The sequence below is a fragment of the Mycobacterium sp. NPDC049093 genome (assembly GCF_040704635.1).
Taxonomy (GTDB): domain Bacteria; phylum Actinomycetota; class Actinomycetes; order Mycobacteriales; family Mycobacteriaceae; genus Mycobacterium.
Genome location: NZ_JBEZJS010000005.1, coordinates 203,961 through 227,716 on the forward strand (window position 1 = coordinate 203,961; position 23,756 = coordinate 227,716).

The 23,756-nt window shown below is 65.9% G+C and carries 27 protein-coding genes; 18 read left to right on the top strand and 9 right to left on the bottom strand.

Annotated elements, in window-relative coordinates; all coding sequences use genetic code 11:
• The first annotated feature begins 6 nt into the window (after window positions 1-6).
• The 7 genes from AB0876_RS21240 to AB0876_RS21270 all read left to right on the top strand — a co-directional run bounded on the left by AB0876_RS21240 (window position 7) and on the right by AB0876_RS21270 (window position 6,743).
• Entirely contained in the window at window positions 7-1,437 is a 1,431-nt protein-coding gene (locus tag AB0876_RS21240; protein WP_526042888.1) for an aldehyde dehydrogenase family protein, read from the top strand.
• Window positions 1,434-2,210: an enoyl-CoA hydratase/isomerase family protein gene (locus tag AB0876_RS21245; RefSeq protein WP_526042889.1), complete on the top strand. Its 777-nt coding sequence runs from the start codon at window positions 1,434-1,436 to the stop codon at window positions 2,208-2,210. The genes AB0876_RS21240 and AB0876_RS21245 overlap by 4 nt, the downstream gene beginning before the upstream one ends.
• Window positions 2,207-3,310, top strand: a complete 1,104-nt coding sequence (locus AB0876_RS21250) for an acyl-CoA dehydrogenase family protein (RefSeq protein ID WP_526042890.1) — start codon at window positions 2,207-2,209, stop codon at window positions 3,308-3,310. The genes AB0876_RS21245 and AB0876_RS21250 overlap by 4 nt, the downstream gene beginning before the upstream one ends.
• Window positions 3,307-4,368: an acyl-CoA dehydrogenase family protein gene (locus AB0876_RS21255; RefSeq protein ID WP_526042891.1), complete on the top strand. Its 1,062-nt coding sequence runs from the start codon at window positions 3,307-3,309 to the stop codon at window positions 4,366-4,368. The genes AB0876_RS21250 and AB0876_RS21255 overlap by 4 nt, the downstream gene beginning before the upstream one ends.
• Before the next feature lie 68 nt (window positions 4,369-4,436).
• Entirely contained in the window at window positions 4,437-4,943 is a 507-nt protein-coding gene (locus AB0876_RS21260; RefSeq protein ID WP_491841442.1) for a polyketide cyclase, read from the top strand.
• Entirely contained in the window at window positions 4,940-5,803 is an 864-nt protein-coding gene (locus AB0876_RS21265) for an SDR family NAD(P)-dependent oxidoreductase (RefSeq protein WP_491841443.1), read from the top strand. Before AB0876_RS21260 ends, AB0876_RS21265 begins: the two co-directional genes overlap by 4 nt.
• Window position 5,804: 1 nt before the next feature.
• Entirely contained in the window at window positions 5,805-6,743 is a 939-nt protein-coding gene (locus tag AB0876_RS21270) for an alpha/beta hydrolase (RefSeq protein ID WP_526042892.1), read from the top strand.
• 33 nt (window positions 6,744-6,776) lie between these two features.
• Here the strand turns inward: AB0876_RS21270 and AB0876_RS21275 are convergent, their stop codons facing one another.
• Entirely contained in the window at window positions 6,777-7,643 is an 867-nt protein-coding gene (locus AB0876_RS21275) for an alpha/beta fold hydrolase (protein WP_526042893.1), read from the bottom strand.
• 68 nt (window positions 7,644-7,711) lie between these two features.
• Here AB0876_RS21275 and AB0876_RS21280 point away from each other — a divergent pair, with 68 nt between their 5' ends.
• A complete protein-coding gene (locus AB0876_RS21280; protein WP_491841446.1) occupies window positions 7,712-8,329 on the top strand; it encodes a TetR/AcrR family transcriptional regulator in 618 nt (205 codons plus the stop codon).
• A 36-nt stretch (window positions 8,330-8,365) separates the two neighbouring features.
• On the opposite strand, the gene AB0876_RS21285 is transcribed toward AB0876_RS21280, so the two are convergent.
• Window positions 8,366-9,256 (bottom strand): LLM class flavin-dependent oxidoreductase, encoded by an 891-nt coding sequence (locus AB0876_RS21285; protein WP_526042894.1) that lies wholly within the window; start codon window positions 9,254-9,256, stop codon window positions 8,366-8,368.
• A gap of 152 nt (window positions 9,257-9,408) precedes the next feature.
• On the opposite strand from AB0876_RS21285, the gene AB0876_RS21290 reads away from it, so the two are divergent.
• From AB0876_RS21290 to AB0876_RS21310, 5 genes are all read left to right on the top strand, one after another.
• Window positions 9,409-10,011 carry a TetR/AcrR family transcriptional regulator gene (locus AB0876_RS21290; protein WP_526042895.1) on the top strand — a complete coding sequence of 201 codons (603 nt, stop codon included), beginning with the start codon at window positions 9,409-9,411 and terminating at the stop codon, window positions 10,009-10,011.
• Window positions 10,012-10,142: 131 nt separating this feature from the next.
• Window positions 10,143-11,219: a hypothetical protein gene (locus AB0876_RS21295; RefSeq protein ID WP_526042896.1), complete on the top strand. Its 1,077-nt coding sequence runs from the start codon at window positions 10,143-10,145 to the stop codon at window positions 11,217-11,219.
• Between the two features lie 18 nt (window positions 11,220-11,237).
• Window positions 11,238-12,020: an SDR family NAD(P)-dependent oxidoreductase gene (locus AB0876_RS21300; RefSeq protein WP_491841450.1), complete on the top strand. Its 783-nt coding sequence runs from the start codon at window positions 11,238-11,240 to the stop codon at window positions 12,018-12,020.
• Window positions 12,021-12,040: 20 nt separating this feature from the next.
• Window positions 12,041-12,484 carry a nuclear transport factor 2 family protein gene (locus tag AB0876_RS21305; RefSeq protein ID WP_491841451.1) on the top strand — a complete coding sequence of 148 codons (444 nt, stop codon included), beginning with the start codon at window positions 12,041-12,043 and terminating at the stop codon, window positions 12,482-12,484.
• 59 nt (window positions 12,485-12,543) lie between these two features.
• A complete protein-coding gene (locus AB0876_RS21310; protein ID WP_491841452.1) occupies window positions 12,544-13,167 on the top strand; it encodes a TetR/AcrR family transcriptional regulator in 624 nt (207 codons plus the stop codon).
• Window positions 13,168-13,183: 16 nt separating this feature from the next.
• Here AB0876_RS21310 and AB0876_RS21315 read toward each other — a convergent pair whose 3' ends face one another.
• Together AB0876_RS21315 and AB0876_RS21320 are read right to left on the bottom strand one after the other, a co-directional pair.
• Window positions 13,184-13,462 (bottom strand): ferredoxin, encoded by a 279-nt coding sequence (locus AB0876_RS21315; protein WP_491841453.1) that lies wholly within the window; start codon window positions 13,460-13,462, stop codon window positions 13,184-13,186.
• A 2-nt stretch (window positions 13,463-13,464) separates the two neighbouring features.
• On the bottom strand, window positions 13,465-14,610 hold the full coding sequence (locus AB0876_RS21320) for a 3-ketosteroid-9-alpha-hydroxylase subunit A (RefSeq protein WP_526042897.1): 1,146 nt from the start codon (window positions 14,608-14,610) through the stop codon (window positions 13,465-13,467).
• A 102-nt stretch (window positions 14,611-14,712) separates the two neighbouring features.
• Here AB0876_RS21320 and AB0876_RS21325 point away from each other — a divergent pair, with 102 nt between their 5' ends.
• Window positions 14,713-16,416, top strand: coding sequence for a 3-ketosteroid-delta-1-dehydrogenase (locus AB0876_RS21325; RefSeq protein WP_491841455.1), 1,704 nt, complete (start codon window positions 14,713-14,715; stop codon window positions 16,414-16,416).
• Window positions 16,417-16,432: 16 nt separating this feature from the next.
• Here the strand turns inward: AB0876_RS21325 and AB0876_RS21330 are convergent, their stop codons facing one another.
• Entirely contained in the window at window positions 16,433-17,098 is a 666-nt protein-coding gene (locus AB0876_RS21330; protein ID WP_491841456.1) for a PadR family transcriptional regulator, read from the bottom strand.
• 125 nt (window positions 17,099-17,223) lie between these two features.
• Here AB0876_RS21330 and AB0876_RS21335 point away from each other — a divergent pair, with 125 nt between their 5' ends.
• From AB0876_RS21335 to AB0876_RS21345, 3 genes are read left to right on the top strand one after another with little or no spacing between them, the layout of a single operon-like run.
• A complete protein-coding gene (locus AB0876_RS21335) occupies window positions 17,224-17,760 on the top strand; it encodes a flavin reductase family protein (protein WP_491841457.1) in 537 nt (178 codons plus the stop codon).
• The gene (locus AB0876_RS21340; RefSeq protein WP_491841458.1) at window positions 17,729-18,367 is read left to right on the top strand and encodes a PaaI family thioesterase; all 639 of its coding nucleotides are present in this window, start codon (window positions 17,729-17,731) and stop codon (window positions 18,365-18,367) included. The genes AB0876_RS21335 and AB0876_RS21340 overlap by 32 nt, the downstream gene beginning before the upstream one ends.
• 24 nt (window positions 18,368-18,391) lie before the next feature.
• On the top strand, window positions 18,392-19,609 hold the full coding sequence (locus AB0876_RS21345; RefSeq protein ID WP_526042898.1) for an amino acid permease: 1,218 nt from the start codon (window positions 18,392-18,394) through the stop codon (window positions 19,607-19,609).
• A 78-nt stretch (window positions 19,610-19,687) separates the two neighbouring features.
• Here AB0876_RS21345 and AB0876_RS21350 read toward each other — a convergent pair whose 3' ends face one another.
• Window positions 19,688-19,819, bottom strand: coding sequence for a hypothetical protein (locus tag AB0876_RS21350; protein WP_491841460.1), 132 nt, complete (start codon window positions 19,817-19,819; stop codon window positions 19,688-19,690).
• A gap of 18 nt (window positions 19,820-19,837) precedes the next feature.
• Between AB0876_RS21350 and AB0876_RS21355 the strand changes: the two genes are divergently transcribed.
• A complete protein-coding gene (locus tag AB0876_RS21355; protein ID WP_526042899.1) occupies window positions 19,838-21,112 on the top strand; it encodes a uracil-xanthine permease family protein in 1,275 nt (424 codons plus the stop codon).
• Here AB0876_RS21355 and AB0876_RS21360 read toward each other — a convergent pair.
• The 3 genes from AB0876_RS21360 to AB0876_RS21370 are packed head-to-tail and all read right to left on the bottom strand — an operon-like array spanning window position 21,093 to window position 23,682.
• Entirely contained in the window at window positions 21,093-22,109 is a 1,017-nt protein-coding gene (locus AB0876_RS21360) for an NAD(P)/FAD-dependent oxidoreductase (protein WP_526042900.1), read from the bottom strand. The two genes, AB0876_RS21355 and AB0876_RS21360, sit on opposite strands and share 20 nt — an antisense overlap.
• The gene (locus AB0876_RS21365) at window positions 22,106-22,615 is read right to left on the bottom strand and encodes an isoprenylcysteine carboxyl methyltransferase family protein (protein WP_526042901.1); all 510 of its coding nucleotides are present in this window, start codon (window positions 22,613-22,615) and stop codon (window positions 22,106-22,108) included. Before AB0876_RS21365 ends, AB0876_RS21360 begins: the two co-directional genes overlap by 4 nt.
• Window positions 22,615-23,682 (bottom strand): type III polyketide synthase, encoded by a 1,068-nt coding sequence (locus tag AB0876_RS21370; protein ID WP_491841464.1) that lies wholly within the window; start codon window positions 23,680-23,682, stop codon window positions 22,615-22,617. Before AB0876_RS21370 ends, AB0876_RS21365 begins: the two co-directional genes overlap by 1 nt.
• Between the last annotated feature and the right edge of the window lie 74 nt (window positions 23,683-23,756).

Genomic DNA, 23,756 nt, shown 5'->3' on the forward strand with positions numbered 1-23,756 from the left:
AAAAGGATGACAGTGCCCACTTTCGACCACGACAGACTGTTCATCAACGGCAGCTGGACCGCCCCCACCAGGAACGGGTTCATCGAGGTCGTCGACCCGGCGACCGAAGAAGTGATCGGCCACGTGCCCAATGGCGACGCCGTCGACGTCGACATCGCGGTGGCCGCGGCCCGTCAGGCGTTCGACCCGCTCATCACCGTTGACGAACGTCGGGACCGGGTGCAGCGGGTCATCGCTGCGATGGAGAAACGCCTACCCGATATCGCCGAACTCATCACCGCCGAGATGGGTGCCCCCATACGCATCGCGCAGACGGTGCAGACGCAGGTGCCGCTGGCGGTGGCCAAGGGTTTCGCCGATGTGCTGGAGACCTTCGAATTCGAAGAGCGCATCGGCAATTCGCTGGTCCTGAGGGAGCCCTACGGCGTCGTCGGCGCCATCACGCCGTGGAATTATCCGCTCTACCAGGTGGTCGCCAAGGTGCTACCCGCCATCGCTGCGGGCTGTCCCGTCGTGCTCAAACCCAGTAACGAGGCCCCGCTTTCGGTGTTCGCCTTCGTCGAAGCCTGCGAAGAGGCTGGCCTGCCACCGGGGACCATCAACCTCGTCTCAGGCCCCGGTCGGGTGATCGGCGAACGCCTCGCCTCACATCCCGATGTCGACTTCGTCTCGTTCACCGGGTCCACCGGTGTGGGCGCACGCGTCGGAGAGCTGGCCGGCCAGTCGATCAAGAAGGTCGCCCTCGAGCTCGGCGGCAAGTCGGCCAATGTGATTCTCGACGGCGCCGATCTTGCCACCGCGGTCAAGGTCGGCGTGGGCAATGCCTTCCTCAACGGCGGACAGACCTGCATGGCCTGGACCAGGATGCTGGTGCCGCAGAATCGATATGGCGAGGCGCTGGACCTGATCGAATCCGCCGTGGGCCGCTATACCGTGGGCGATCCGCGCGACCCGGCGACCCGGATCGGACCGTCGGCGTCGCGGTCGCAGTTCGACACCGTTCGTGGCTTCATCGAGCGCGCCCAGCGCGACGGTGCTCGGCTACTGACGGGCGGCGCGGAACCGATCCGCGACGTCGGTTACTTCGTGGCACCAACGGTTTTCGCCGATGTGGATCCCGAATCCGAACTCGGTCAGGAAGAAGTGTTCGGTCCCGTGCTCGCGGTGACGACCTTCGTCGACTCCGACGATGCACTGCGCATCGCCAACGGCACCCCATATGGGCTGTCGGGCGCGGTGTGGGCCGCCACCGACGAAGACGCCATCGCCTTCGCCCGTCAGGTGCAAACCGGCCAGCTCGACATCAACGGCGGCGCCTACAACCCCACCGCCCCGTTCGGCGGGTACAAGAAGTCCGGGATCGGCCGTGAACTGGGCCGGTTCGGCTTCGAGGAGTACCTCCAGACCAAATCCCTTCAGCTCAAGGAGCATGCGTGACCCCGCCGCTCGACGTCCACACCGACGGACCGGTGCAAATCTGGACGATCACCCTGCCCGACGTCGGCAATGCCATCACCGGTAAGGACGTCATCGCCGCATTCGAGGAAGAGGTGGATGCGGTCAACGCCGACAACACCGTGGGTGCGGTCATCCTCACCGGTGCGGGCAAGATCTTCTCCGCCGGCGGCAACGTGAAGGAGATGGCCGACCGTCAGGGCATGTTCGGTCTGGCGGCTATCGACCAGCGACGGGCCTACATCGATGGGATCCAACGGATCCCACGTGCCTTGGGTCGGCTCGAAGTCCCTCTGATCGCTGCGGTCAACGGCGCCGCCATCGGCGCCGGGTGCGATCTGGCGATGATGTGCGACATCAGGATTGCCTCCGAGCGCGCATCCTTCGCCGAGAGCTTCGTGCAGCTCGGCCTCATCCCGGGCGATGGCGGCACCTGGTTCCTGCCGCGCGCGATCGGCTACGCTCGCGCCGCCGAACTCACCTTCACCGGCGAACGGATCGACGCCGCAACGGCGTTGGAATGGGGACTCGTCAGCCGAGTGGTACCTCACGAAGACCTCCTGACTGAAGCACGGGCACTGGCAGACAAGATCGCGGTCAACCCGCCGCACGCACTGCGGATGGCCAAGCGCCTGTTGCAGGAATCGACCACCGGCTCCCTGGAATCCACGCTGTCCATGGCAGCGGCCATGCAACCGCTGGCCCACCACGACGCCGAGCACCAACGCCGCATCGCGAAGTGGCGGACATCGTGACCGGCGCACAGCTGGACGAGTTACGCCGGGAAGTCCGTGGCTTCCTGGCCGAACAGTTGGCCGCCGGTGCATTCAAGCCTTCCGTCGATGCCTGGCTGTGCGGATGGGACGAGAATTTCACCGGGTCCCTGGCGAAGCAGGGCTGGCTGGGCATGACCGTTCCCGTGCACTACGGCGGTCATGGCCGCTCGTTTCAGGAACGGTTCGTGGTGACCGAAGAACTGCTGGCCGCGGGCGCCCCGGTGGCCGCCCACTGGATCGCCGACCGCCAGATCGTCCCGTCGCTCCTGAAATACGGGACAGAAGAGCAGAAGTCAGAGTTCTTACCTCGCATCGTGCGTGGTGAGTGTTTCTTCGGAATCGGGATGAGCGAACCGGATTCCGGCTCGGATCTGGCGAGCGTCCGCACCCGTGCGGTACCGGTCGACGGCGGGTGGTCGATCACCGGAACCAAGGTGTGGACCTCGGGGGCGCACCACGCTCATGCCTTCATCGTGTTGGCCCGCACCGAACCGGTCGATCCGTCGCACCGGCATGCCGGGTTGAGCCAGTTCATCGTCGACCTCCGCGCCGTGGGCGTGCAGGTCCGCCCGATCATCTCGATGAACGGCGGCCATCACTTCAACGAGGTCATGCTCGACGAAGTGTTTGTTCCCGATGCCATGGTCTTCGGCGAGATCGGCCACGGCTGGACCCAGGTCACCTCAGAACTGAGCTTCGAGCGCAGCGGGCCGGAGAGATTCCTGTCGACGTTCCCCCTGCTGCCCCGCGCGCTCGAAAACACGTCAGAGGAAGCCGAATTGGGCCGTCTGGTCGCGCGAGTGACCGGACTGCATCACATATCGACCGCGGTGGCCGCCGCCCTGGAGCGTGGTGAGAACCCCGACGTTCCGGCGGCCGTCGTCAAGGTCCTCGGCACGACGGTCGAAGGCGACATCGCCGACTACGCAGATCGGCAGACCGGAGACGACGCCGCGACGGACGCCGAGTGGACGCACCTGGTCACCACCGCGGTGGACCAACGCCCCGGCTTCACGTTGCGCGGCGGCACCAACGAAGTACTGCGCGGTGTCATCGCGCGGGGATTGGGTATGCGATGAACACAACTGAACTCGCTGTCAGCACGCTGTTGGCGGTGGACCCCGATCTCGCGGCCATGATGGACGGCGTCTTTGCCGAGTACCGCCAGACCGCAGGCCCGGTTCGCCCGGGTGAGCGCGTCACCTATGACCGCGCACTGTGGCAGCAGCTCGAGTCCCTGGGACTGGTCCGCCTGACCGGCGCCGAGGAATCCGGTGGCAGCGGCGCAGGTTGGCTCGAGGCAGCCGAGTTGCTCAGTGCCGCAGTCCGTCACGGTGTCCGCATCCCCCTGGCCGAACACGATCTGTTGGCCTGTTGGATGCTGGAGGCGACCGGCAGGCCCGTCGACGACGCCGTGCGAACGGTGTGTGTGGCTCCACTGCGCGGCGAATCCCCCGCACCTGTGCCGTGGGCCGCTGATGGGGAACGGATCGTCGTGCTCTGGCCGGCCGGCGACGAATACCGGCTCACCGAGTTCGACACCGCGGACCTGTCGATCACCCCGGGCACCAACCTGATCGGCGAGCCGCGCGACACGATCACCATCGACACCACGTCAATGACGGGACCACCGGTGCCTACACGACTGGTCGACCAGCTCGCCCGCAAATCCGCGATGGTACGGGCGGTTCAGGTGTGCGCGGCGCTCGATCGTGCTGTGGCGCTGTCCATCGAACACGTGGCGTCACGGGTGCAGTTCGGGCGCCCGCTGGCGAAATTCCAGGCGATTCAAAACCTGATCTCGGATGCGGCGGCAGAGGCGGCGCTGGCGCGGGCCGCCACCGAGGCTGCGCTGCACACCGCCATCGGAACGGACTGGCAGTCAGCTCAACTGGACTTCCAGATCGCGACCGCGCGATCGTGTACCGGGCATGCCGCCTCGGTCGTGACCCGCAACGCGCACCAGGTGCACGGCGCGATCGGCACCACCCACGAGCATCGTCTGCACGAGTTCACCCGCGCAGCCTTGGCCTGGCGCTCGGAGTTCGGCTCCGTGCGCTTCTGGGATGACCGGGTTGCGGCGGCGGCCGTTGCGGCAGGCGGACAACAGCTCTGGGCGTTGATCGCCGGCGCATAGCGGTTTGGTGTTCCGCTGACCGGTCACCGGTGCTGTTACCGGCGCCACATCACGGGTTGACTGCCGGCATGAGCAACCAGATCGCCCTGTCCGATGTCCAAGAGTTCATCTCCGGTTTCTGGTACCACTACGACCAGGGTCACTTCGATGAGGTCGGCATCCGCCTCGCCGACGAGATGGAGTACCTGAGCCGCTCAGACTCCGGTGCCTGCCCGTTCGAGCACCTGCTGGCCGCAGAACTGCACGGTAAGGCCGAGACGGTGGCCTGGCTCATTGAGCACCGCAACGAGAACCCGTACCCGTGCCGTCATCACGCGACCAACGTGTTCCGCACCGGAGTCGACGGCGCGGTCACCAACGTCCGCTTCTATCTGTTCGTCAACCAGATCACCAACAACGTTCCGTTCGCGGTGTCCAGTGGGGTCGTCGATGCCGGGATCCGGCAGTCGGACGACGGTCTGGTCTTCACCTCGCTGAATGTCGTGCTCGACGCCGAGGACTCGGTCCCGTTCGCCGAGCACGCCGCCAAGGCCTCGTCCATCACAACGTCGGCCGCCGGCGCCCCTTCCGCGTGAACGCCGCAGAGGTCTTCGGGGGCGGAGTCGCCGTCATCACGGGTGCCGGCGCCGGAATCGGCGCCGGCCTCGCGCGGCATGCCAGCCGGTTGGGTATGACGGTGGTGCTGGTCGACATCAACGCCGACGCCATCGCGGGCCTCCGAGAGGAGATCAGCGCCGCCGGCGGGTCGGCGACCGACGTGGTGTGCGATGTGCGTGATGCCGCTGCGGTGCAAGCGATGGCAGACGACGTCTACCGCGAACTCGGACCGGTACGCCTGCTGGTGAACAACGCCGGCATCGAGCAGTTCGGATATCTGTGGGACACCCCGGTCGACAACTGGCAACGTGTCGTCGACATCAACATCAGCGGAGTGTTCCACGGCGTCAAGGCATTCCTGCCGAAGATGATGGCCACCGACGCACCTGCCTGGGTATGGAACCTGTCCTCGATCGGCGGTGTGGCCGTTGTCCCGCTGCAGGCGCCCTACATCATGAGCAAGCATGCCGTTCTGGCCCTGACGGAATGCCTGCACCTGGAAGTGCAGTCCGCCGGACATGACCATCATGTGCACGTGCAGGCGGTGCTACCGGGCGCCGTGGTATCCAACATCTTCGAATCGGCAGGCGGAGTCCAGTCCGGCGATGCCGGCGCGGCCGAAGGACAGCGCGCCGCCATGCTCGACATCAAGGCCGAGGCGATGGATCCGCTGGCCGCCGCCGAGGTGGTGTTCGAGCAGGCCGCCGAAGGCCGGTTCTATCTGCTCACCCAACCCGATTACGTCGGCTCGGCGATGTCCGAGCGGGCCCGGGTGTTGAGCAACCAGGAGGCTCCCCACTTACGGACCGAGCGCCGTTTCGATCCGGCTCAGAGCTGAAATGTCCTATCCACCACTGGATCCCGATGCGGCCGCACGAGTTTCCTCGTTCGGTGAGATCGCTCCCATGCGGGCCCGCGGCCTGCAGGCCGTGCGGGCCGGCCTCGAATCCGGACCGCTGCCCGAGATGCCGGCCATGGCGGGCATCGAAGACCTGACGGCCACAGGCCCGGGCGGTCCGATACCGCTGCGCCTGTATCGGCCCAGCCCGGAGCCCGGTCTGCCCGTACTTGTGTACCTGCACGGCGGCGGGCTGGTGATGGGTTCCAATCGTTCGTTCGAGCCGTTGGCGCGCGAACTGGCACACTCCAGCGGCGCCGCGGTGGCGGCGGTCGAGTACCGACTGGCACCGGAATCGCCACCGCCAGCGCAATTCGACGACGGTTACGCGGCCACCGAATGGGTTGCCGCTCATGCCGACGAACTGAACCTCGATGTAAGCCGGCTGGCGGTCGTCGGCGACAGCGCCGGCGGATCGCTGGCTGCCGCAGTGACATTGGCGGCCCGCGATCACGGCGGTCCACGAATCTTCGCCCAGGTATTGCTGTATCCCGGCCTGGACCGCGACATGGGCGCGGCATCCATCACCTCCATGCCCGACGCCCCACTGCTGCGCCATGAAGACATCGTCTACATGCACGAACTGGTCGACCGTGGCGGAGCGCCGCGAGACCCGTATCAGGTCCCGGCGTATGCGACCGACCTTCGTGGCCTGCCGCCGGCGATCGTCGTGACCGGCGAGTGCGACCCGATCCGTGATTGGGGCGAGCGCTACGCCGGGCGCCTGCGCGATGCGGGCGTGCAGACCACCCTCACGCGTTATCCCGGTATGTACCACGGCTTTCTGATGCGCGCCGACTCCACCGCGCGGGGCCGCCTGGCCCTGGCAGAGATCGGCGCGCTCCTGCGGGCGAAGTTCGCGCATCCCTTGGCATTCTGAGGGTCTCCCTGTTCGGGGTTCGCTGTCGCGATATCACGTCGGCGAGTCCTTCTGCCGGAGGTGTTCGAGGACCCGGCTGCGGACAGGTTCGACGTCGGCCAGGAGACCGTGCCCCGCACCGGGGAGAATCACCGTGTCCGCTCCGGCACGCCGCGCGACTTCCGCTGCTGCCTCCGAATCGTGCACCTGACTCGCCCCGGCCAGGGCGACGAGGGTCGGGACCGGCAGGTGCGTCAGCCCGTCCGGCAGGTGCGGATGAACGATCGGCGAAGCCGGGAAGTGCGCGGCTCCGTGCGCGAGCAGGTCAAGGTAGGCCTCCAGATGGGCCGGCCCGCTGCCGGGAGCGCCCGGTGCCAGCATCGCGCGCGCATCCTCGAAAGTCGGGTGCGGGTCGCGGTTCCGGCCAAGCTCCTCGAACTCAGGGCTGAGACCGGCGAAGGCCAGGGGCGGATCGAGCAGGACCAGCCGCCGCACCCGTTCGGGATGGGCGAGCGCGAACCGGAGTGCGAGGTGCCCACCCAGGGACTGACCGCACAGGTCGGCCGCGGGCAACTCGAGCAGATCGAAAGTTTCCGCCAGCCAGTCCACCAGATCTTCCATGCTGGTCAAGGCTGCGCCGGTGTGCCGACTGCGGCCCGGCTCGCCCATGGTGTCCACGGCCCGCACGTGGTGCTCCTCGGCCAGCGAACCGACTACCGGGTACCACATTCCGGACGTGCCGCTGTATCCGTGGAGCAGGACCAGCGACGGCGCTGCGGTCGGGCCCGCGGATGTGACCCGAGTCGTCCCATACCGTCCCGGAAGATCGACCGTCTCGGCCGGCACCGGCCAATTGGCCATCACCGCGTCGTAGGCCGCGAAATATGCTGCCTCCAGCTCGGGGTCGGTGAATGCGGTCATCTCGCACCACTCCTTTCCAAGTCAGATGTATTAAGTCAGATGTATGGTAATAGCGAAAGGGGTGCGCGTTGCCGAAACAGGTCGACCACCGAGAACGCCGCGAAACCATCGCACGCGCGCTGTGGCGGGTAGTGGAACAGCAAGGATGGTCCCGGGCGACGATGCGCGAGGTCGCCGGCGCGGCGGGCGTCTCCCTCGGCCAGGTCCAGCACTACTTCGCCTCCCGGACAGCGATGCTCGAATTCGCGATGGAGTTCGCTTCCGAACAGACCTCGCAGCGCGTGACCCAAAGCCTCCAGCGTCTCGGCTCACCCCCGCACCCCCGAGACGCACTGCGCGTGATCCTCATAGAGATGCTCCCCCTGCACGCAGACGCCCGCGCCACCAGCCGTATGAGTGCCGCCTACACCCTCGAGGCGCTGCACGACCCAGAGCTACATGAACGGGCCCGCCTCGGACTCCGGAACGGCAGAACGCTGACAGAACGCCTGATCAGGCAAGCAATTGCCGACGGCCACCTCCCGCCGGATCGCGATCCGGTCATCGAGACAAACCTTCTGCTCGCACTGACCGGGTTCACCCCGCTTCTCGACCTCGATGTCATCGATCCCGACGCCGCATCGGCCGCTATCGATTACTACCTCGACAGACTCTTCGACGGCCCATCGCCCAGTCCCAGCCGGTGAGCTTGCGGCAGGCGCTCGAAACCTCGTGCGGCGGGATCAGATACCGAGTACCTCTCGCGCCCGGTCAATTTCGTCGGGATCGGCTGTCGTCGGGACGAGCCTGAGCTCATCGAGACCCGCTTCGCGCGCGCCGTTGACGGCTGCGAGGAGCCCGGAGGCTCCGCAATTCAACGTCCCTGCGGTCGGGGCCGTGAGGAAGGAGGACTCAGCTCCGGTGAGGTCGACATCTTGGTTCCAGAAATCCTGTACATGCTCCCCGAGTTGGTTCTCCGGATCCGGACCGAGCGCGAACCAGACCGGTGCGGAGAAGTGCGGCCGTTCCGTCCTTCCCGCCGCCCGCCAAGCCTCCATGACGCGCTCACGCTGCGCAGCCAACGCCTCGGCGTCGAAGTGAAGTGAATGCGCCGGGTCGCTCACTCCGTCAGCCCACTGCGCGGCTCGGGCGAGCGCCTTGGGGCCGATCACTCCGGCGACGAGCGGGATGCCCCCAACTTGGACGGGCACGGGACCCACCGGAAGGTGTCCTTCGACGGGAGGCTCTTGGGCCCACACCCTGCGCATCGCCGCTACGGCCTCGTCCATACGTTGACGCTTCCGGTCGAGCGCGCTGCCGACTGCGACGTAGTCCTCGTCCCATGCGCCGATACCGACCCCGAGCGTCAGGCGCCCGCCGGACAGGACATCGATGGTCGCCAGGTCCTTTGCGAACAGGACCGGGTCCCGCATCGGGAGCGCAACGACGTCGGTCCAGAGCCGCACGCGCTCGGTCATCGCTGCCGCGGCGGCAAGCTGGGGGACAACCGACCAGCTGTCGGGATAGAGCACCCGCTCGTACGTGACGAGGCCGTCCCACGGCCCTTCGTCGATCTTGCGATACCACGCAAGCTCCGTCTCGCGCGCGTGAGGGAAGAGGGTCGGAAGACCCATGCTGATGTGCATTTGGGAGTACATCCCTTTCCGAGGGGTTCTGGCGACCACCGCGGGGTTATTTGAACAGAATGTCGCGTTAACGCCCTCCAGTTGGACCGCTCAGCGGGAGGCGGTGATTCTCGACCTAAATGCCGTAGTAGACCGGTGACATGGGCGTCCAGGATCCAATAGCGAAACCACGCGTCCGGCCTGGAGGACGCAGCGAGCGTGTCCGCGAATCTGTGCTGCGCGCTTGCCTGGAACTCTTGACCGAGGGCAAGGTCGAGCTGCCGATTGCCGAGGTTGCCGAACGCTCAGGGGTGAACCGCGGCACCGTATACCGATGGTGGCCCTCCTCCACAGAGCTGCTCAATGAGGCCCTTGCGTTCCACACCCGTCATCGCACCGATGCTCCGGACACCGGTGCGTGGGAAAGCGATGTTCGCGCGCTTATCACCCAACTCGCCTCGCTCGCAGCCGATCCCGTCGAACGCGGGCTCATGGCGACGATGATCTCGGATCGATACCCGTCTTTGAACGACACGATGATGGGTTGGTACCGAAACGACCTCCCACACTGGTTCACGATGATCGGACGCGCCATCGGCCGCGGTGAGGTGAACCCTGATGTGGACCCCGCCGTTGTGCTCCAGATGATGCTGGCGCCGGCCGTGTCCGTCTCTCTCTTCGAAGGGCGAGCGCTGACACACGAGGAGATCGACTCCCTCGTGGCACTGGTCTGCCGCGCTACAACGGTTCCTGCGCACAGCTGAGCAAGCGACCGCTACGTACCTGGTGGCGTCTTGAATTCGTGTCCCGATCAGCGGTCACCGCCACGTTCGAAATTTCACAGTGCCTCCAGACTCGAACGAGCGAGACCGCTGAAAGCCTTTAGGAGACAAGAATGCTGACCGACGAGCGGCGCCTTGAGCTGTCCGACATCCTGCGTCCTGCCGCCCCACCGCGCGAGCTCACCGACATCTACACCGAAGACCAGAAGCGCAGACTGCTCGACGTCGTACACACCCAGGGCCCATGGAAACTCATCATCGCCCAGCACTTCGCCTCGGCCGACGAGCTGATGGCCACCATGAGCGGCGCCTTCCCCGAAGGGTTCACGCCGTCACTGGACTTGTTCCTCACGCCGACGTTCCGCGGTTACCTGGCCAATTACGGCACCGCCCTCTACCCCGAACTGCATGACTGCTTCTACAACGCCGGCTTCATCGAGCAGGCCAAGAGCTACTGGAACGCCGAGTACGCCAAGCCGGAAATGATGCTGTTCAACATCAACGGACCTTGCGCCAACCGCGATCCCGGGCACCTGGACTCCCCCAGCTTCCGCGGCGTGCGCCACGAGAACGCCCCCACCTGGTTGTGCAGCGTGATGGGCAAGTCCGGCCTGTTCACCGACTACCTGATCAAGATGGCTCAGGTGATCACCTGGTTCTCCCTCGACGAAGGTTCGGGCTTCACGTACTGGCCCGAGGGTCCGCTCAAGCCGCCGGCCCGGGTACTGCCGCCGATCAACAACCGCGGCGTCGTCGTGCAGAACGAGATGATGATGCACCGCGGAGAAGCCAACGGCCCATTGGAGCAACAGGTTCCGGCCGGCCTGGCGTTCGACACCGTGTTCACTGGCGACCCGGCAGACCGCGACCAGTGGCTGCTGAAGAACGGCGAAGATGTCATTGCCCGCCACCACACCGACGAGCTGAGGTTCCTCGTCCACTGGTCTGCCGAGGTGTTCTCCGACTACGAAGAACTCAAGAAGAACATGGACGGTTCGGACGACATCACGATCGAACGCGCCATCGGGATGATGGTCGACGATCTCAAGGTCAAGGGCATCAAGCTCGACGTACCCGGCGAGCCGTTGCATGACCCGGCGTTCATCGGAGCGCTCAACGCCGCCTACGACCTCGGTGGCCCCAGCAGCTACCCGGAAGAGGCTCCGATCTCCGCCTTTCAACTCGCCTGATCTCGAAGGGGATATCTGATGGACCGTTTCTCAGATCGTCGCGTGATCGTCACCGGCGCCGGGTCGGGTATCGGCGCGGCCACCGTGGCGCGCCTGCTCGATGAAGGTGCGACGGTGGTGGCCTACGACATCTCGGCCGACGGCCTGGCCGCGACTACCGAAGCCGCCGAGGAAGCAGGCACCGCAAAGCGGCTCACCACAGCCGTCCTCGACATATCGCGCGAGGAGGACGTGATCGCCGCGGTAGACGCTGCCGTCGCCGAGCTGGGCGGCCTTGAGGTTCTGGTCAATGTGGCTGCGATGCAAACGTGTTCGCACACCCACGAAACCACTCTTGAGGAGTGGAACCGCACCTTGGCGGTCAACCTCACCGGCACCTTCCTCATGACGCGCCAGGCGCTCCCTGCTCTGCTCGAATCGGGGCGAGGCGTGGTCGTGAACTTCACGTCGACCGCCGCGATGTTCGCGCACCCTTACATGGCGGCGTATGCGGCCAGCAAGGGCGGCATACTCAGCTTCACCCACTCACTGGCACTGGAGTACTCGAAGCAGGGTCTGCGCGCGGTCAACATCCAGCCCGGCGGGGTGTCAACGGCCCTGGCCAACAGCACTCTTGACAAGATGCCGGAGGGATACGACCTCGGCCTGTGGGCCAAGCAGACCCCGCTGCTGCACGGCACCGAAAGCGAAATCCTCGGGGACCCAGGCGCAGTAGCATCGGTCATCGCCATGGTCGCCTCCGATGACGGCGCGTTCATCACCGGCACCGAGATTCGCGTCGACGGCGGCGCGCACACCTGAGCAGTGGAAGGAATGTGGGCATGGATTCAGTCGCCCTGAAGGTGATGCGCGATGAGCGAGACATCGAACGGGCGCTGCATCTGTTTGCCCGCGCGATGGACAACCGGGACTGGGCGGCGATGGCCGCGATCCTGGCCGACGACGTCGAAGGAGACTTCGGCACCGGACGCCTGGTGGGAGTTGCCGCCATCCTCGACATGATTCGCGGATTCCTCGACAGTTGTGGCCCTGCCCAACATCTGTTGGGAAACATCATCATCGATGTCGTCGACGACACCGCCACGAGCAAGGCTTACATCCGCGACGTCCACCTGAATACTGCCGGCGACCCTTCGACCCGCTTCTACACGCTGGGCGACTACCACGACACCTGGCGGCGTGACGGCGATGGTCGTTGGCGTATCACCGAACGCATCAAGGCCAACCGTGCGTATGTGGGTCCGCTGGAAATCTTTGGTAGCTAGTGCCCGGTCAGCGAGAGCAACTGCGCTCAACCACCTGAGCGGAATCTAGTGTTGTCACCGTGAGCGCATCTGAGTTGAAAGTAGCGATGTTTCGCCCCCAGGCGACCGATTCATGCTTGGGAACAACAGAACTCACCGCGCGCCGGATGGCCCGTCGTGAGCGGATTGTCAATGCCGCGATGTCGCTGGCCTTCCAGGGCTACGACGCATGCCAAATCCGTACAGTCGCCGCGACGGCAGACATGTCGGCGAGCACTGTGTACCAATACTTCCCATCGAAGGATGACCTGCTGCTCGCATGCTTCTACGAATGGCTGTGGGATTTCGAAACTGACTATCGTTGCGGCACCGGCGACACGGATCCGTTTCAGCGTCTGCTGCAGGTTTCCCTGGCGCTCACCGGCAGGCTCTGCTCCTCACCACGATTTGCCGAAGCCATGATTCGCCCGTATCTCTATGCCGACGGAACTGCTGCGACCCAGGCCGACCTGGTGCGACGGCAGACCGTTCGGATCTTTGTTCGTGCCGTCGGAGGCGAGAATTCGGCAACGAGGGAGATCGGCGCGGCCGAAATCCTCTCCGACGTCTGGATGTCCAACATCGCCGCATTCGCTCAGCAGCGCATCGCTGCGGGAGAACTGTCAGAACGGATCGCCCGTACCGTCGGCCTCCTGAAGAGGTAGCCGACGGTTCCGGGCTTCACGACGTCTCGTCGACGACCTGCAGCGCTCCCGTGCGCACGGCGTCGGCGATGGAAACACCCAAAGCCGAGCAGGCCAGGAACAAACCGTGCCCACCGTTGCCGGCCAATTGTGCAGCTGTGCAACGCTCTTCACAACGCGCCAGGGCGGCGCCGGACCACTGAACGCTGGTCTGGTTCCAGCTGCTCTTGCGCACCTCGACGCCGGCGCCGCAACGTGCGCACGTCACCGGCGCCATCGGCGCGTCGTCGAGACGATTGTCCGGACGGACGGCCATCCTCACCCCACGGACCCGGAGGTGGCGGTGCGGGCAGCCAGATTGGCTTCCACTTCCTTCATCCAGGCCTCGTACGGCCGGGTGGTGTCCAGCTCGAATTCGAAGCGGTCCACCATGTCCGGCGCGACGTCGGCCGCATCGACATAGAACTGCTCATACCAGCGTCGCAGCTGGTAGACCGGCCCGTCCTCTTCCACGAGCAGCGGATTGTCGATCCGGGTCTTGTTGCGCCAGATCTCGACGTCCTGCTCGAATCCCATCTTGACGAAATCGCCGAGTGCGATAGCGGTCTCCATGGCGAGTTCCTCCGGCATGGCCGCATTCTTCTCCACCACGATGCCGTACTGCAGCACAAAAGAATTGGCGTCGATCGGATAGTGGCAGTTGATCAGGACCGTGCGCTGATCGAACTCCTGGTAGTGATAGGTCAGATCGTCGATCATGAACGACGGGCCGTGATAGGCGGCCAGCGACGTGGTGCCGAGCAGCTTGGACCCCTCGGGGTCGCCGATATCCGGCCGGCCCGCACTCTTCATGTACTGAGTGGCGACTTGGCCTTCGAAAATGTTCTTGAAGTGCGTGGGAAGCGAACCGTGGATGTAGAAGAAATGCGCCATGTCGACGACGTTGTCGATGATCTCGCGGCAGTTGGTGTTGACGACTGTGGTGTACCAGTGCCATTCGGTCCACCCGTCGCTGGTGGCCCCCTCGATGCGCGGGATCGTCACGTCTGCCGGCGGCGGCTTGCGCTCGGGGTCATTCCAGACGAACAGCATGCCGTCCTGCTGCAGCGTGGGCCAGGCCGCGGTGCGGGCCAGCCGCGGGGTGCGCTTGGCGTAAGGCACCAACTTGCACCGGCCGTCGCCGCCCCAGCGCCAATCGTGGAACGGGCAGGCGATCTCGTTGCCCTTCACCGTCCCCTGCGAGAGGTCTCCGCCCATGTGCCGGCAGTAGCCGTCGAGCACGTTGATGGCGCCGTCCTCGCCCCGGAACACCACCAGCTTCTGCCCGAAGGCATTGATCTGGTGAGGCTCTCCATCACCGAATTCGCGGACCAACCCCAGGCAGTGCCAGCCGCGAGCGAATCTGGTGGGTACCGAACCGGCCTCGATCAACCGAATTTCGTCGGTATCTGCGTGCGTCGTCATGACCCCATTGAACTGCGGTGACGGACCGGCGGGAAGGTCAGTGTTCCGCTCAACAGGAGACCGGAATCAACTTTGCCGGTTGTCGCCCTATCGTCTCCGGTCGTGACCGCCACCACCCACAAGACCATTCCCGCCGGACTGACCGTTGCCGCCACCGACGTCGATCTTCTCGTCGTCGGATCCGGTACCGGCCTGGCCGCGGCCCTGGCAGCCCGCGAGCAGGGATTGTCCGTTCTCGTCGTCGAGAAGTCGTCCTACGTCGGCGGTTCGACGGCCCGATCCGGTGGTGCGCTCTGGCTGCCGTCGAGCCCGGTGATCGAGGACTGCGGTGGCAACGACCCAGTGTCCCGGGCACACACGTACCTGGAGTCGGTCGTCGGGGATTCCGCACCACGGGAGCGCTCCGCCGCATACCTCGACAACCTGCCGGCCACGGTCGAAATGTTGCGCCGAACCACACCCATGAAGCTGTTCTGGGCCAAGGAGTACTCCGACTATCACCCCGAGGCCCCCGGCGGGTCGGCGGCGGGACGCACCTGCGAATGCCGCCCGCTCAACACGGCCGTGCTAGGCGAATACCTGGCCGACCTACGGCCCGGCGTCATGGAAGTCAAGATTCCGATGCCGACCACCGGTGCCGACTACCGCTGGCTGAACCTGATGAGCCGGGTGCCACGAAAAGGGCTGCCCACCATCGCAAAACGACTTGCGCAGGGCATCGGCGGGCTCGCCCTCGGTAGGCGTTACGCCGCCGGTGGTCAGGCCCTGGCCGCCGGATTGTTCGCCGGGGCGATCCGGGCCGGCATTCCGATCTGGCTCGACACCTCACTGACCGAGCTGGTCACCGACGGAGGCCGCGTCACTGGCGCCGTCGTCGAGCATGGCGACAAGACGTTCACCGTCACCGCCCGACGCGGCGTCGTACTCGCCGCCGGCGGTTTCGATCACGACATGAAGATGCGTCACAAGTTCCAATCCGAGTCTCTCGGAAGCAATCTCAGCCTCGGTGCCGAATCCAACACCGGAGACGCCATCCGACTGGGACAAGAGGTCGGCGCCGACATCGCCTTGATGGATCAATCATGGTGGTTCCCCGCCGTGGCGCCACTCCCGGAGGCCGCTCCTGCGGTGATGCTCGCGGAGCGGTCGTTGCCCGGATCGTTCATCGTCGACCAGGACGGTCAACGGTTTGCGAACGAATCGGCCGACTACATGAGCTTCGGGCAACGCGTCCTGGAACGGGAAGCTTCGGGAACCCCGGTCGAAAGCATGTGGATCGTCTTCGATCAGCAGTACCGCAACAGCTACGTCTTTGCCGCCGAACTGTTTCCGCGCATGCCGATCCCCCAGACCTGGTACGACGCCGGAATCGCGGTCAAGGCAGACAATTTCAACGAGCTGGCAACCAAGATGCGGGTGCCCGAGGACAGTTTCTCGGCCACCGTCAGGCGGTTCAACGAGAACTCGTTCGCCGGTGAGGATCCCGACTTCGAACGCGGCCGCAGCGCCTACGACCGTTACTACGGCGATCCCACGGTCACGCCGAACCCCAACCTGCGGCCGCTGGTCAAAGGCCCGTTCTACGCGGTCAAGATGGTGCTCAGCGACCTGGGTACCTGCGGCGGCCTACGAGCCGACGCCCAAGCACACGTGCTTCGCGAGGACGGCACCGTCATCGACGGGCTTTATGCGATCGGCAACACCGCCGCCAACGCATTCGGCAATACCTATCCCGGTGCCGGGGCGACCATCGCACAAGGGTTGGTCTACGGCTACATCGCCGCACTCGACGCGGCGGGAAAGTAACACGACGGGAGGAAAGTCAGTCGGCGTCTTCGGCGTCGGCTTTCTTCTCGATCTCGTACCAGTACGAAGGGTCTGGCCACGGGATCTTGGCGCCTTCACCGACTTTCGGGAAGTTGGCCTCGGCCTCGTCGAGATCTTTGATGAGTTGCAGCGTGAGCTCCCGTTCGGACGCGTAGTAGCGATCCGCCCAATCCAACGCGATCTTGGCGTATGCCCATGACGGATTGACGCCGGCCCAACGGGCGTCTTTGGCGGCGTCGCGTTGCATCTCATCGACGTAGGCCAAGTGCTCCTGGAGTATCTGCTTCAGCGTGGCGGGGTCACTCAGGTGGCCCATCGTCACCCGCATGAGTGCCGGGTGCTTCAACGACGGAGGATCCGGTGGCGTCTTCCGTGCCCACTGCGTGACGGCGTCCAGGCCCGACTGCGTGATCTTGTAGAGGCGGCGGTTGCGCGTACCGGTGCCGTCGACCCGCGAGGTGAGGTAGCCCATCTTTTCGAGCTTCTTCAGATCGGAGTAGATCTGGCTGTAAGCGGGGCTGCCGTAGTAAAAGCGCATGCTCCAGTGGAGCCATTTGCGGATGTCGTAACCGGAGAGTTCTTGCTCGTACGACAGCAACCCGAGCAGCGCCCAGCTGTTCGCGGCCAGCGCCGGCTTGGCTGTCTGCTCGGAATCTTCCATGGTGCAAGGGTAACAATCGAGGTCACGACACCTCTCCGGCCAAACCACTGACCGGGAGACACCGTTGCCCACGGTCCATGTCTCGACGAATCTGGTTCACGACTCGAGATGAGGGAGACGCAGCGATGGGACTCGATAGCACTGCGACACTGGGCAGCCCACCCCAACGACCAGGCCCCCAGGACATGAGGGCGGTGCTCGGTCACTTCTGCACCGGCATCGCTGTCATCACCGGTCACGACGGGCAGCGACCGCTGGGTTTCACCTGCCAATCGGTGACGTCGGTGTCGCTGGAGCCACCCTACGTGTCGTTCTGCCCGTCGCGATCCTCCTCGACCTGGCCGCTGATCCGAGCTACCGGCCGGATGTGCATCAACATCCTGGCCGACCATCAGCAAGCGGTCTGTGCCCAGTTCGCACGCAGCAGCGTGGACAAGTTCGCCGGAGTCCACTGGAGCCCGGCTGCGAACGGCGCCCCGCGCCTGCACGACACGTTGGCCACCATCGAAGCCGATCTTGAGTACGAGCACGGCGCGGGCGACCACACCATCGTCGTCGCCCATGTCACCTCGTTGAGCGCCGACGGCGGACAGCCGTTGTTGTTCTACCGCGGTGATTACGGTGGCTTCGATGACCGGCGACTCGATTCCACGAGGGAGTGAGGAATTGTCCATTCACAGCGAAACCCATGTCCCAGAAGCGCTTTACGCATCCATCACCGAATCCGTCCGCCGACTCGTCGATGCGACCATCCGAAGTCAAGCCGATCTCGACACTCTCCTGTCCGCCAAGGCGAAGATCGATGCGGCCGCAAGCGAACTCAGCCAGTCGCTGATCCCCGGTTCGTTCGGTGTGCAACAAGCCGTCGACGGCCAATCACTGGCGTGGGGAAACGCCGTCATCGGGCTCCGCAATGCCGTGGCTCCGCCCTTGGTGGTCCACCACGAGTCCGACGGGCGAGTTTGGGCCGACGTGACGCTCGGTGCGGCATACGAAGGGCCCGCCGGCCACGTGCACGGGGGAATCTGCGCGCTCTTGCTCGACCACGTCCTCGGCGCAACGGCACACAAGCCAGGGCAGCCTGCCGTGACCGGCACTCTTACCCTCCGCTACGAAGCCGGCACTCGGCTCGGACCTGTTCGCGCCGAGGCGCACATCGACCGGGTAGAAGGTGTCAAGACCTTTGCGGTCGGTCACCTCGCCACCCCGGACGGCATCACGGTCCGCGCTGAAGGTGTCTTCTTTCATCCACGCCGGCCTGCCGGATAGCAGGCACGGCACTACTATCGCGGGGTGACCACGCCCGGCGGGCTGCAACGCAGACTCGGGACCACCGACGCTGTCGTGATCGGCCTGGGTTCCATGGTGGGGGCGGGCATTTTCGCGGCCCTCGCTCCGGCTGCTCATGCGGCCGGAACCGGACTGCTCATCGGCCTCGCCGTCGCCGCCGTCGTCGCCTACTGCAACGCGACATCCTCGGCGCGGTTGGCCGCGCGCTACCCGCAGTCCGGCGGCACCTACGTCTACGGGCGCGAACGTCTCGGCGAGTTCTGGGGTTACACGGCCGGGTGGAGTTTCATCGTCGGAAAGACCGCGTCGTGCGCGGCGATGGCTTTGACGGTCGGGCTGTATGTGTGGCCGCAGTGGGCGCATGCCGTGGCGGTGGCCGCCGTGGTGGCGTTGACGGCCGTGAACTACACCGGTATCCAGAAGTCGGCCTTGCTCACCCGGATCATCGTCGCGTGCGTGCTGGCGGTCCTGAGCGCGGTCGTGGTGATCATCGCCGGTTCCGGCAGCATTGACCTCTCCCGCCTGGAGATCGGTGACGACGTCGGTGCCCGCGGCGTGCTGCAGGCCGCGGGCCTGTTGTTCTTCGCGTTCGCCGGTTATGCCCGGATCGCCACTCTGGGTGAAGAAGTCCGCGACCCGGCGCGCACCATTCCGCGCGCGATTCCGATCGCACTCGGTATCGCGCTGGTGATCTACGCGGTGGTGGCCGTCGCCGCGCTGTCGGTCCTGGGCAGTTCGGGTCTGGCAACCGCGTCCGCTCCACTGGCCGATGCCGTGGCCGCCGCAGGCGCCCCGCAGTGGCAACCGGTGGTGCGGGCCGGAGCGGCGGTGGCGGCGCTGGGCTCGCTACTGGCCCTGATCCTCGGGGTGTCACGCACGACGCTGGCGATGGCCCGCGACCATCACCTGCCGCATGCACTGGCCGCCGTACACCCGCGGTTCGCCGTGCCGCATCGGGCCGAGGTGCTCGTCGGCATTGTCGTGGCCATCCTGGCGGCCGTGGTGGATCTTCGTGGGGCGATAGGGTTTTCGTCGTTCGCGGTGTTGTTGTACTACGCGATCGCAAATGCGGCCGCCTGGACTCTGGGCCGGAGGGTCATTCCGGCACTCGGCCTGGTCGGCTGCCTGGTGCTGGCCTTCTCTCTGCCGCTGGCCTCGGTGCTCGCCGGGCTGGCGGTGGTCGCGCTCGGTGCGGTGATTTATGGCGTGCGCCGCCGCTGACCGGCGCCGAGTGGCCAGTTATGGCGCAGGTTTCCCGGAAGCGCGTGTTACAACTGGCCGCTCGACGCGTGTAGACGCCTAACGGTTCCGGAACGCCTCCACCGCGACCGTCACCCCGGCCAGGACGTCACCGCGCAGCCAGGACCGCTGGTAGCCGGTGAACTGTGCCAGTCCCGGGAGCCACGTTTGGGGTGCGCGACGACCGCTCATGGTGTTCAGTCAACACTCGTGATTCCGCTGAGTTGGAAATACGTCGAGACCCGCACCGACGACGACTTCGTCGTCAACCCCGGGGAACGGCTCGATTGGGCCAGCACGATCGGCATCGGCGCCCAGCACGTGGTGGCCATGTTCGGCGCCACATTCCTGGTTCCAGTGCTCACCGGCTTTCCGCCGGCCACCACCCTGCTGTTCTCCGGGGTCGGGACCATCCTGTTCCTGCTCATCACCGGCAACCGGCTACCTAGCTATCTGGGGTCGAGTTTCTCGGTGATCGCCCCGGTCACCGCGGCCGTGGCAGCGCACGGAACCGGCAGCGCGCTGGGTGGTTTGATCGCCGTCGGAATGCTGCTGATCCTCATCGGCGCGGTGGTGCACCTGATCGGAACCCGGTGGATCGACCTGACCCTGCCGCCGGTGGTGACCGGCGCGATCGTCGCACTGATCGGCTTCAACCTGGCCCCGGCGGCCAAGGCCAATTTCGAGAAAGGCCCGCTGGTCGGGTTGGTGACATTGGTATTGCTGGTCGCCACTCTGGCTTTCTTCAAAGGACTGATCGGCCGACTGGCCATCTTCGGCGCGGTTGTGAGCGGGTATCTGCTGGCGCTGGTCCTCGGCGACGTGGACACTGCGGCGATCGCGGCGGCGCCGTGGATCGGGCTGCCCGAGTTCCACACGCCGGAGTTCAGCCTGGCGGTACTACCGCTGTTCCTGCCCGCGGTGATCGCTCTGGTCGCCGAGAACATCGGGCACGTCAAGTCGGTGGGGCAGATGACCGGCACCGACCTCGATCCGATGATCGGGCGTGCGCTGGCCGCCGACGGGGTGGCCACCGTACTGGCCGGCGCCGGCGGCGGTTCGGCCACCACCACCTACGCCGAGAACATCGGCGTGATGGCGGCCACCCGGGTCTACTCGACCGCGGCTTACTGGGTCGCGGCGGCCGTGGCCATCGCATTGTCGTTGTGCCCCAAGGTCGGAGCGGCGATCTCGGCCATCCCGCCAGGTGTGCTGGGCGGGGCGACGATCGTGCTCTACGGTCTGGTCGGCATCCTGGGTGTGCGGATCTGGCTCACCAATCACGTGGACTTCTCCAAACCGGTCAACCAGATGACCGCAGCGATTCCATTGATCATCGGGATCGCCGACTTCACCTGGCAGCTCGGCTCACTGACCTTCACCGGGATCGCGTTGGGCTCCATCGCCGCGCTGCTGGTGTTCCACGGCATGCGGATGCTGGAGTACCTCGGCAACCTGGCACAACCTACTCACCGAGAGCATTGACCACCCGGGCGAACACCGACGGCAGCGCCGCCGAGGCCGGGGTGATGCAGGCCCGCACCGGGCCGAAACCGCTGCCGTGCAACAGGGCTGCGGTCAGCAGCCGGTAGCGGCGGGTCAGCCCGCGCCACTGCCGGTCGTAGTCACCGGGCCGGTCGGTCCGCACGCAACCCACCAGGAGTTCGGCGGCGCCGAAGGCCAGGCCCATCCCCTCTCCGGTCAGTGCGTCGACGTAGCCCGCCGCGTCCCCGACCAGCAACACCCGCCCCGCACTACGGTTGCGGACCTTCTGCCGCAACGGCCCGGCGGCCCGGTCCTGGCCGTGCTCAAGGCCTTTGATCCGCTCGACCAGCATCGGGAACGCCGCCAGATGCTGCTCGAAGCCGCCGCGCTCGGACGTCAGGATCGCGATTCCGACGCAGTTCTCGCCGACGGGCGTCACGTACGCCTCGGCGTCGGCACCCCAGTACACCTCGACGCAATCCGACCACGGGGCAATCTGGACGTGACGCCGAATCCCCCAGCGGCGCCGCCTGCCCTCACCGCCGCTGAGCCCCAGCGAGCGGCGGATCGGTGAATGCAGACCATCGGCCGCCGCCAGATAGCGGGCCCGAAAACCCGCCGCGCTCACCGAAGTCGAGTCCTGGGTCACCGCACCCACCTCACCGTGGACCACCCGGACCCCGGCAGCCGACGCCGCATCCGACAGCGCGGCGTGCAACACCGTGCGACGCACCCCGTAGCCGGACCCGTCGCGGAACCTGGCCTCGGCGGTGCGCCGCCCGTCCAGGTAGCGGATGCCCCGAAAGGCCCGTCCGTCCACCTCCGCACCCAGCCGCTGCAACTGCCGGACCGAATGCGGCATCAGCCCCTCACCGCAGGCCTTGTCGATCGGGCCCTGCCGGCGTTCCACCACCACGGTCTCCAGCCCAGCGCGCGCCGCGTGCACCGCGGTGGCCAGCCCGGCCGGGCCGCCACCTGCGACGAGCAGATCGATCACGTCAAGCCTTGCAACGCTTCGTTTTCCACCCGGATCCGGGTTCGCAGCAGCGCAGCGTTGGCCACGGTGAACACCAGGGCGGTGAACCATGCGCCGCCGGCCAACGGCAAGGCGGCCCCTTCCGTGACCACCGCGACGTAGTTCGGGTGCGGAATCAACCGGTACGGACCGTCGACGACGCGCGTGGCGCCCGGCACGACCACGACCCTGGTGTTCCACTGTCTGCCGAGCGTGGTGATACACCACCAGCGCAGCGCCTGAGCCGCGAGTACGACCCCCACCATGATCCAGCCGAGAACCGGCCGCGGCCGCCGTCGACGGGCCTCCACCACCGCGCCTGCCAGCAGCGCGCTGTGCAGCGCGACCATCACCGGATAGTGACCGGCCCCGAATTCCTTGCCGCCCTGGGCGATACTCCACTTCAGGTTGCGTTTCGACACCACCAGCTCGAGAATCCGCTCGGCGGCGACGAGGACGATCAGCACGGTGAATCTCTTGGCCGTCATCAGCGCCAACGCAGCAGGACGAGTTCGGAGCAGAAACCCGGACCCATGGCCATCATCACCCCGGGCGTATCCGACTCCGGCCGTTTGCGGATGGTGTCACGCAGGACGTGCAGCACCGAGGACGACGACAGATTGCCGACGTCGGCGAGAGACTGCCAGGTGAGATCCAGTGCGTCCTCAGGCAATCCGAGGGTTTCGATGATCGCCTCGATCACCTTCGGTCCGCCCGGATGACTCACCCAGGCGGATACGTCGTCGACGGAAAGGCCGTGGTCCCCAAGGAACCCGGCGACGTCATCTCCGAGGTAACGGCCCACGAAGCCAGGAACTTCGGCGCTGAGCACGATCTCGAACCCGTCGGAACCGATGTCCCAGCCCATGGCGTGCAACGAATCCGGGTAGAGATGACTGCGGGAATCCAGCACATCGGGCCCGGTCGGGTTCAGCTTCTTGGCCCGTTCCTCGCCGACGGCGACCACCGCGGCGGCGCCGTCACCGAACAGCGCACCGGCCACCAGCGTCGGCATCGAGGGATTGTGTTTGCGCGTCAGCGAACACAGTTCCACCGACACCAGGACCGCCACCTTGTCGGGTGCGCCGCGCAGATAGTCGTTGAGCCGGGCGATGCCTGCGGCGCCGGCCACACAACCCAGCCCGAAGATCGGGATGCGGCGCACGTCCGGCCGCAGGCCGAGGCGGCCGGCGATCCTGGCATCGAGCGACGGGACCACGGCGCCCGTGACGGTGGTGGTGATGATCAGGTCCACATCCTGTGGACGCAGACCCGCATCGTCGAGCGCCCCGGACAGTGCGGCGCAGCCCAGTTCGGTTGCGTGCTCGATGAACAGGCTGTTGCTCTCACCGAAATCGTCGAGCCGGGCGTATTCCTCGAGCGGCAGGACCAGATACCTGCTGTTCACTTTCGCGCTCTTGTGCAGCGCCCGCACCACCCCCTCGGACTCGGCGTATCCGGGCAGGTCCAGCAGTGCGCTGGTGACCTCGTCCTGGGTGTACCGATGAGGAGGCAATACCGCATGGACGCCGGCAATGGTGCTGTGGCTGGGCATTCTCGCGACGTTAATTCCCATACCTGTACAACGGGGGCCTACCCTCTGCGGTTCAAACGATCACTCGGTGAATC

Excerpts from the sequence above, each read along its gene's own strand:
- AB0876_RS21240 (WP_526042888.1), top strand. The coding sequence starts at position 7 with ATGACAGTGCCCACTTTCGACCACGACAGACTGTTCATCAACGGCAGC.
- AB0876_RS21255 (WP_526042891.1), top strand. The coding sequence starts at position 3,307 with ATGAACACAACTGAACTCGCTGTCAGCACGCTGTTGGCGGTGGACCCC.
- AB0876_RS21260 (WP_491841442.1), top strand. The coding sequence starts at position 4,437 with ATGAGCAACCAGATCGCCCTGTCCGATGTCCAAGAGTTCATCTCCGGT.
- AB0876_RS21270 (WP_526042892.1), top strand. The coding sequence starts at position 5,805 with ATGTCCTATCCACCACTGGATCCCGATGCGGCCGCACGAGTTTCCTCG.
- AB0876_RS21275 (WP_526042893.1), bottom strand. The coding sequence starts at position 7,643 with ATGACCGCATTCACCGACCCCGAGCTGGAGGCAGCATATTTCGCGGCC.
- AB0876_RS21285 (WP_526042894.1), bottom strand. The coding sequence starts at position 9,256 with ATGGGTCTTCCGACCCTCTTCCCTCACGCGCGCGAGACGGAGCTTGCG.
- AB0876_RS21290 (WP_526042895.1), top strand. The coding sequence starts at position 9,409 with ATGGGCGTCCAGGATCCAATAGCGAAACCACGCGTCCGGCCTGGAGGA.
- AB0876_RS21295 (WP_526042896.1), top strand. The coding sequence starts at position 10,143 with ATGCTGACCGACGAGCGGCGCCTTGAGCTGTCCGACATCCTGCGTCCT.
- AB0876_RS21300 (WP_491841450.1), top strand. The coding sequence starts at position 11,238 with ATGGACCGTTTCTCAGATCGTCGCGTGATCGTCACCGGCGCCGGGTCG.
- AB0876_RS21305 (WP_491841451.1), top strand. The coding sequence starts at position 12,041 with ATGGATTCAGTCGCCCTGAAGGTGATGCGCGATGAGCGAGACATCGAA.
- AB0876_RS21315 (WP_491841453.1), bottom strand. The coding sequence starts at position 13,462 with ATGGCCGTCCGTCCGGACAATCGTCTCGACGACGCGCCGATGGCGCCG.
- AB0876_RS21320 (WP_526042897.1), bottom strand. The coding sequence starts at position 14,610 with ATGACGACGCACGCAGATACCGACGAAATTCGGTTGATCGAGGCCGGT.
- AB0876_RS21330 (WP_491841456.1), bottom strand. The coding sequence starts at position 17,098 with ATGGAAGATTCCGAGCAGACAGCCAAGCCGGCGCTGGCCGCGAACAGC.
- AB0876_RS21335 (WP_491841457.1), top strand. The coding sequence starts at position 17,224 with ATGGGACTCGATAGCACTGCGACACTGGGCAGCCCACCCCAACGACCA.
- AB0876_RS21340 (WP_491841458.1), top strand. The coding sequence starts at position 17,729 with ATGACCGGCGACTCGATTCCACGAGGGAGTGAGGAATTGTCCATTCAC.
- AB0876_RS21350 (WP_491841460.1), bottom strand. The coding sequence starts at position 19,819 with ATGAGCGGTCGTCGCGCACCCCAAACGTGGCTCCCGGGACTGGCACAG.
- AB0876_RS21365 (WP_526042901.1), bottom strand. The coding sequence starts at position 22,615 with ATGACGGCCAAGAGATTCACCGTGCTGATCGTCCTCGTCGCCGCCGAG.
- AB0876_RS21370 (WP_491841464.1), bottom strand. The coding sequence starts at position 23,682 with ATGCCCAGCCACAGCACCATTGCCGGCGTCCATGCGGTATTGCCTCCT.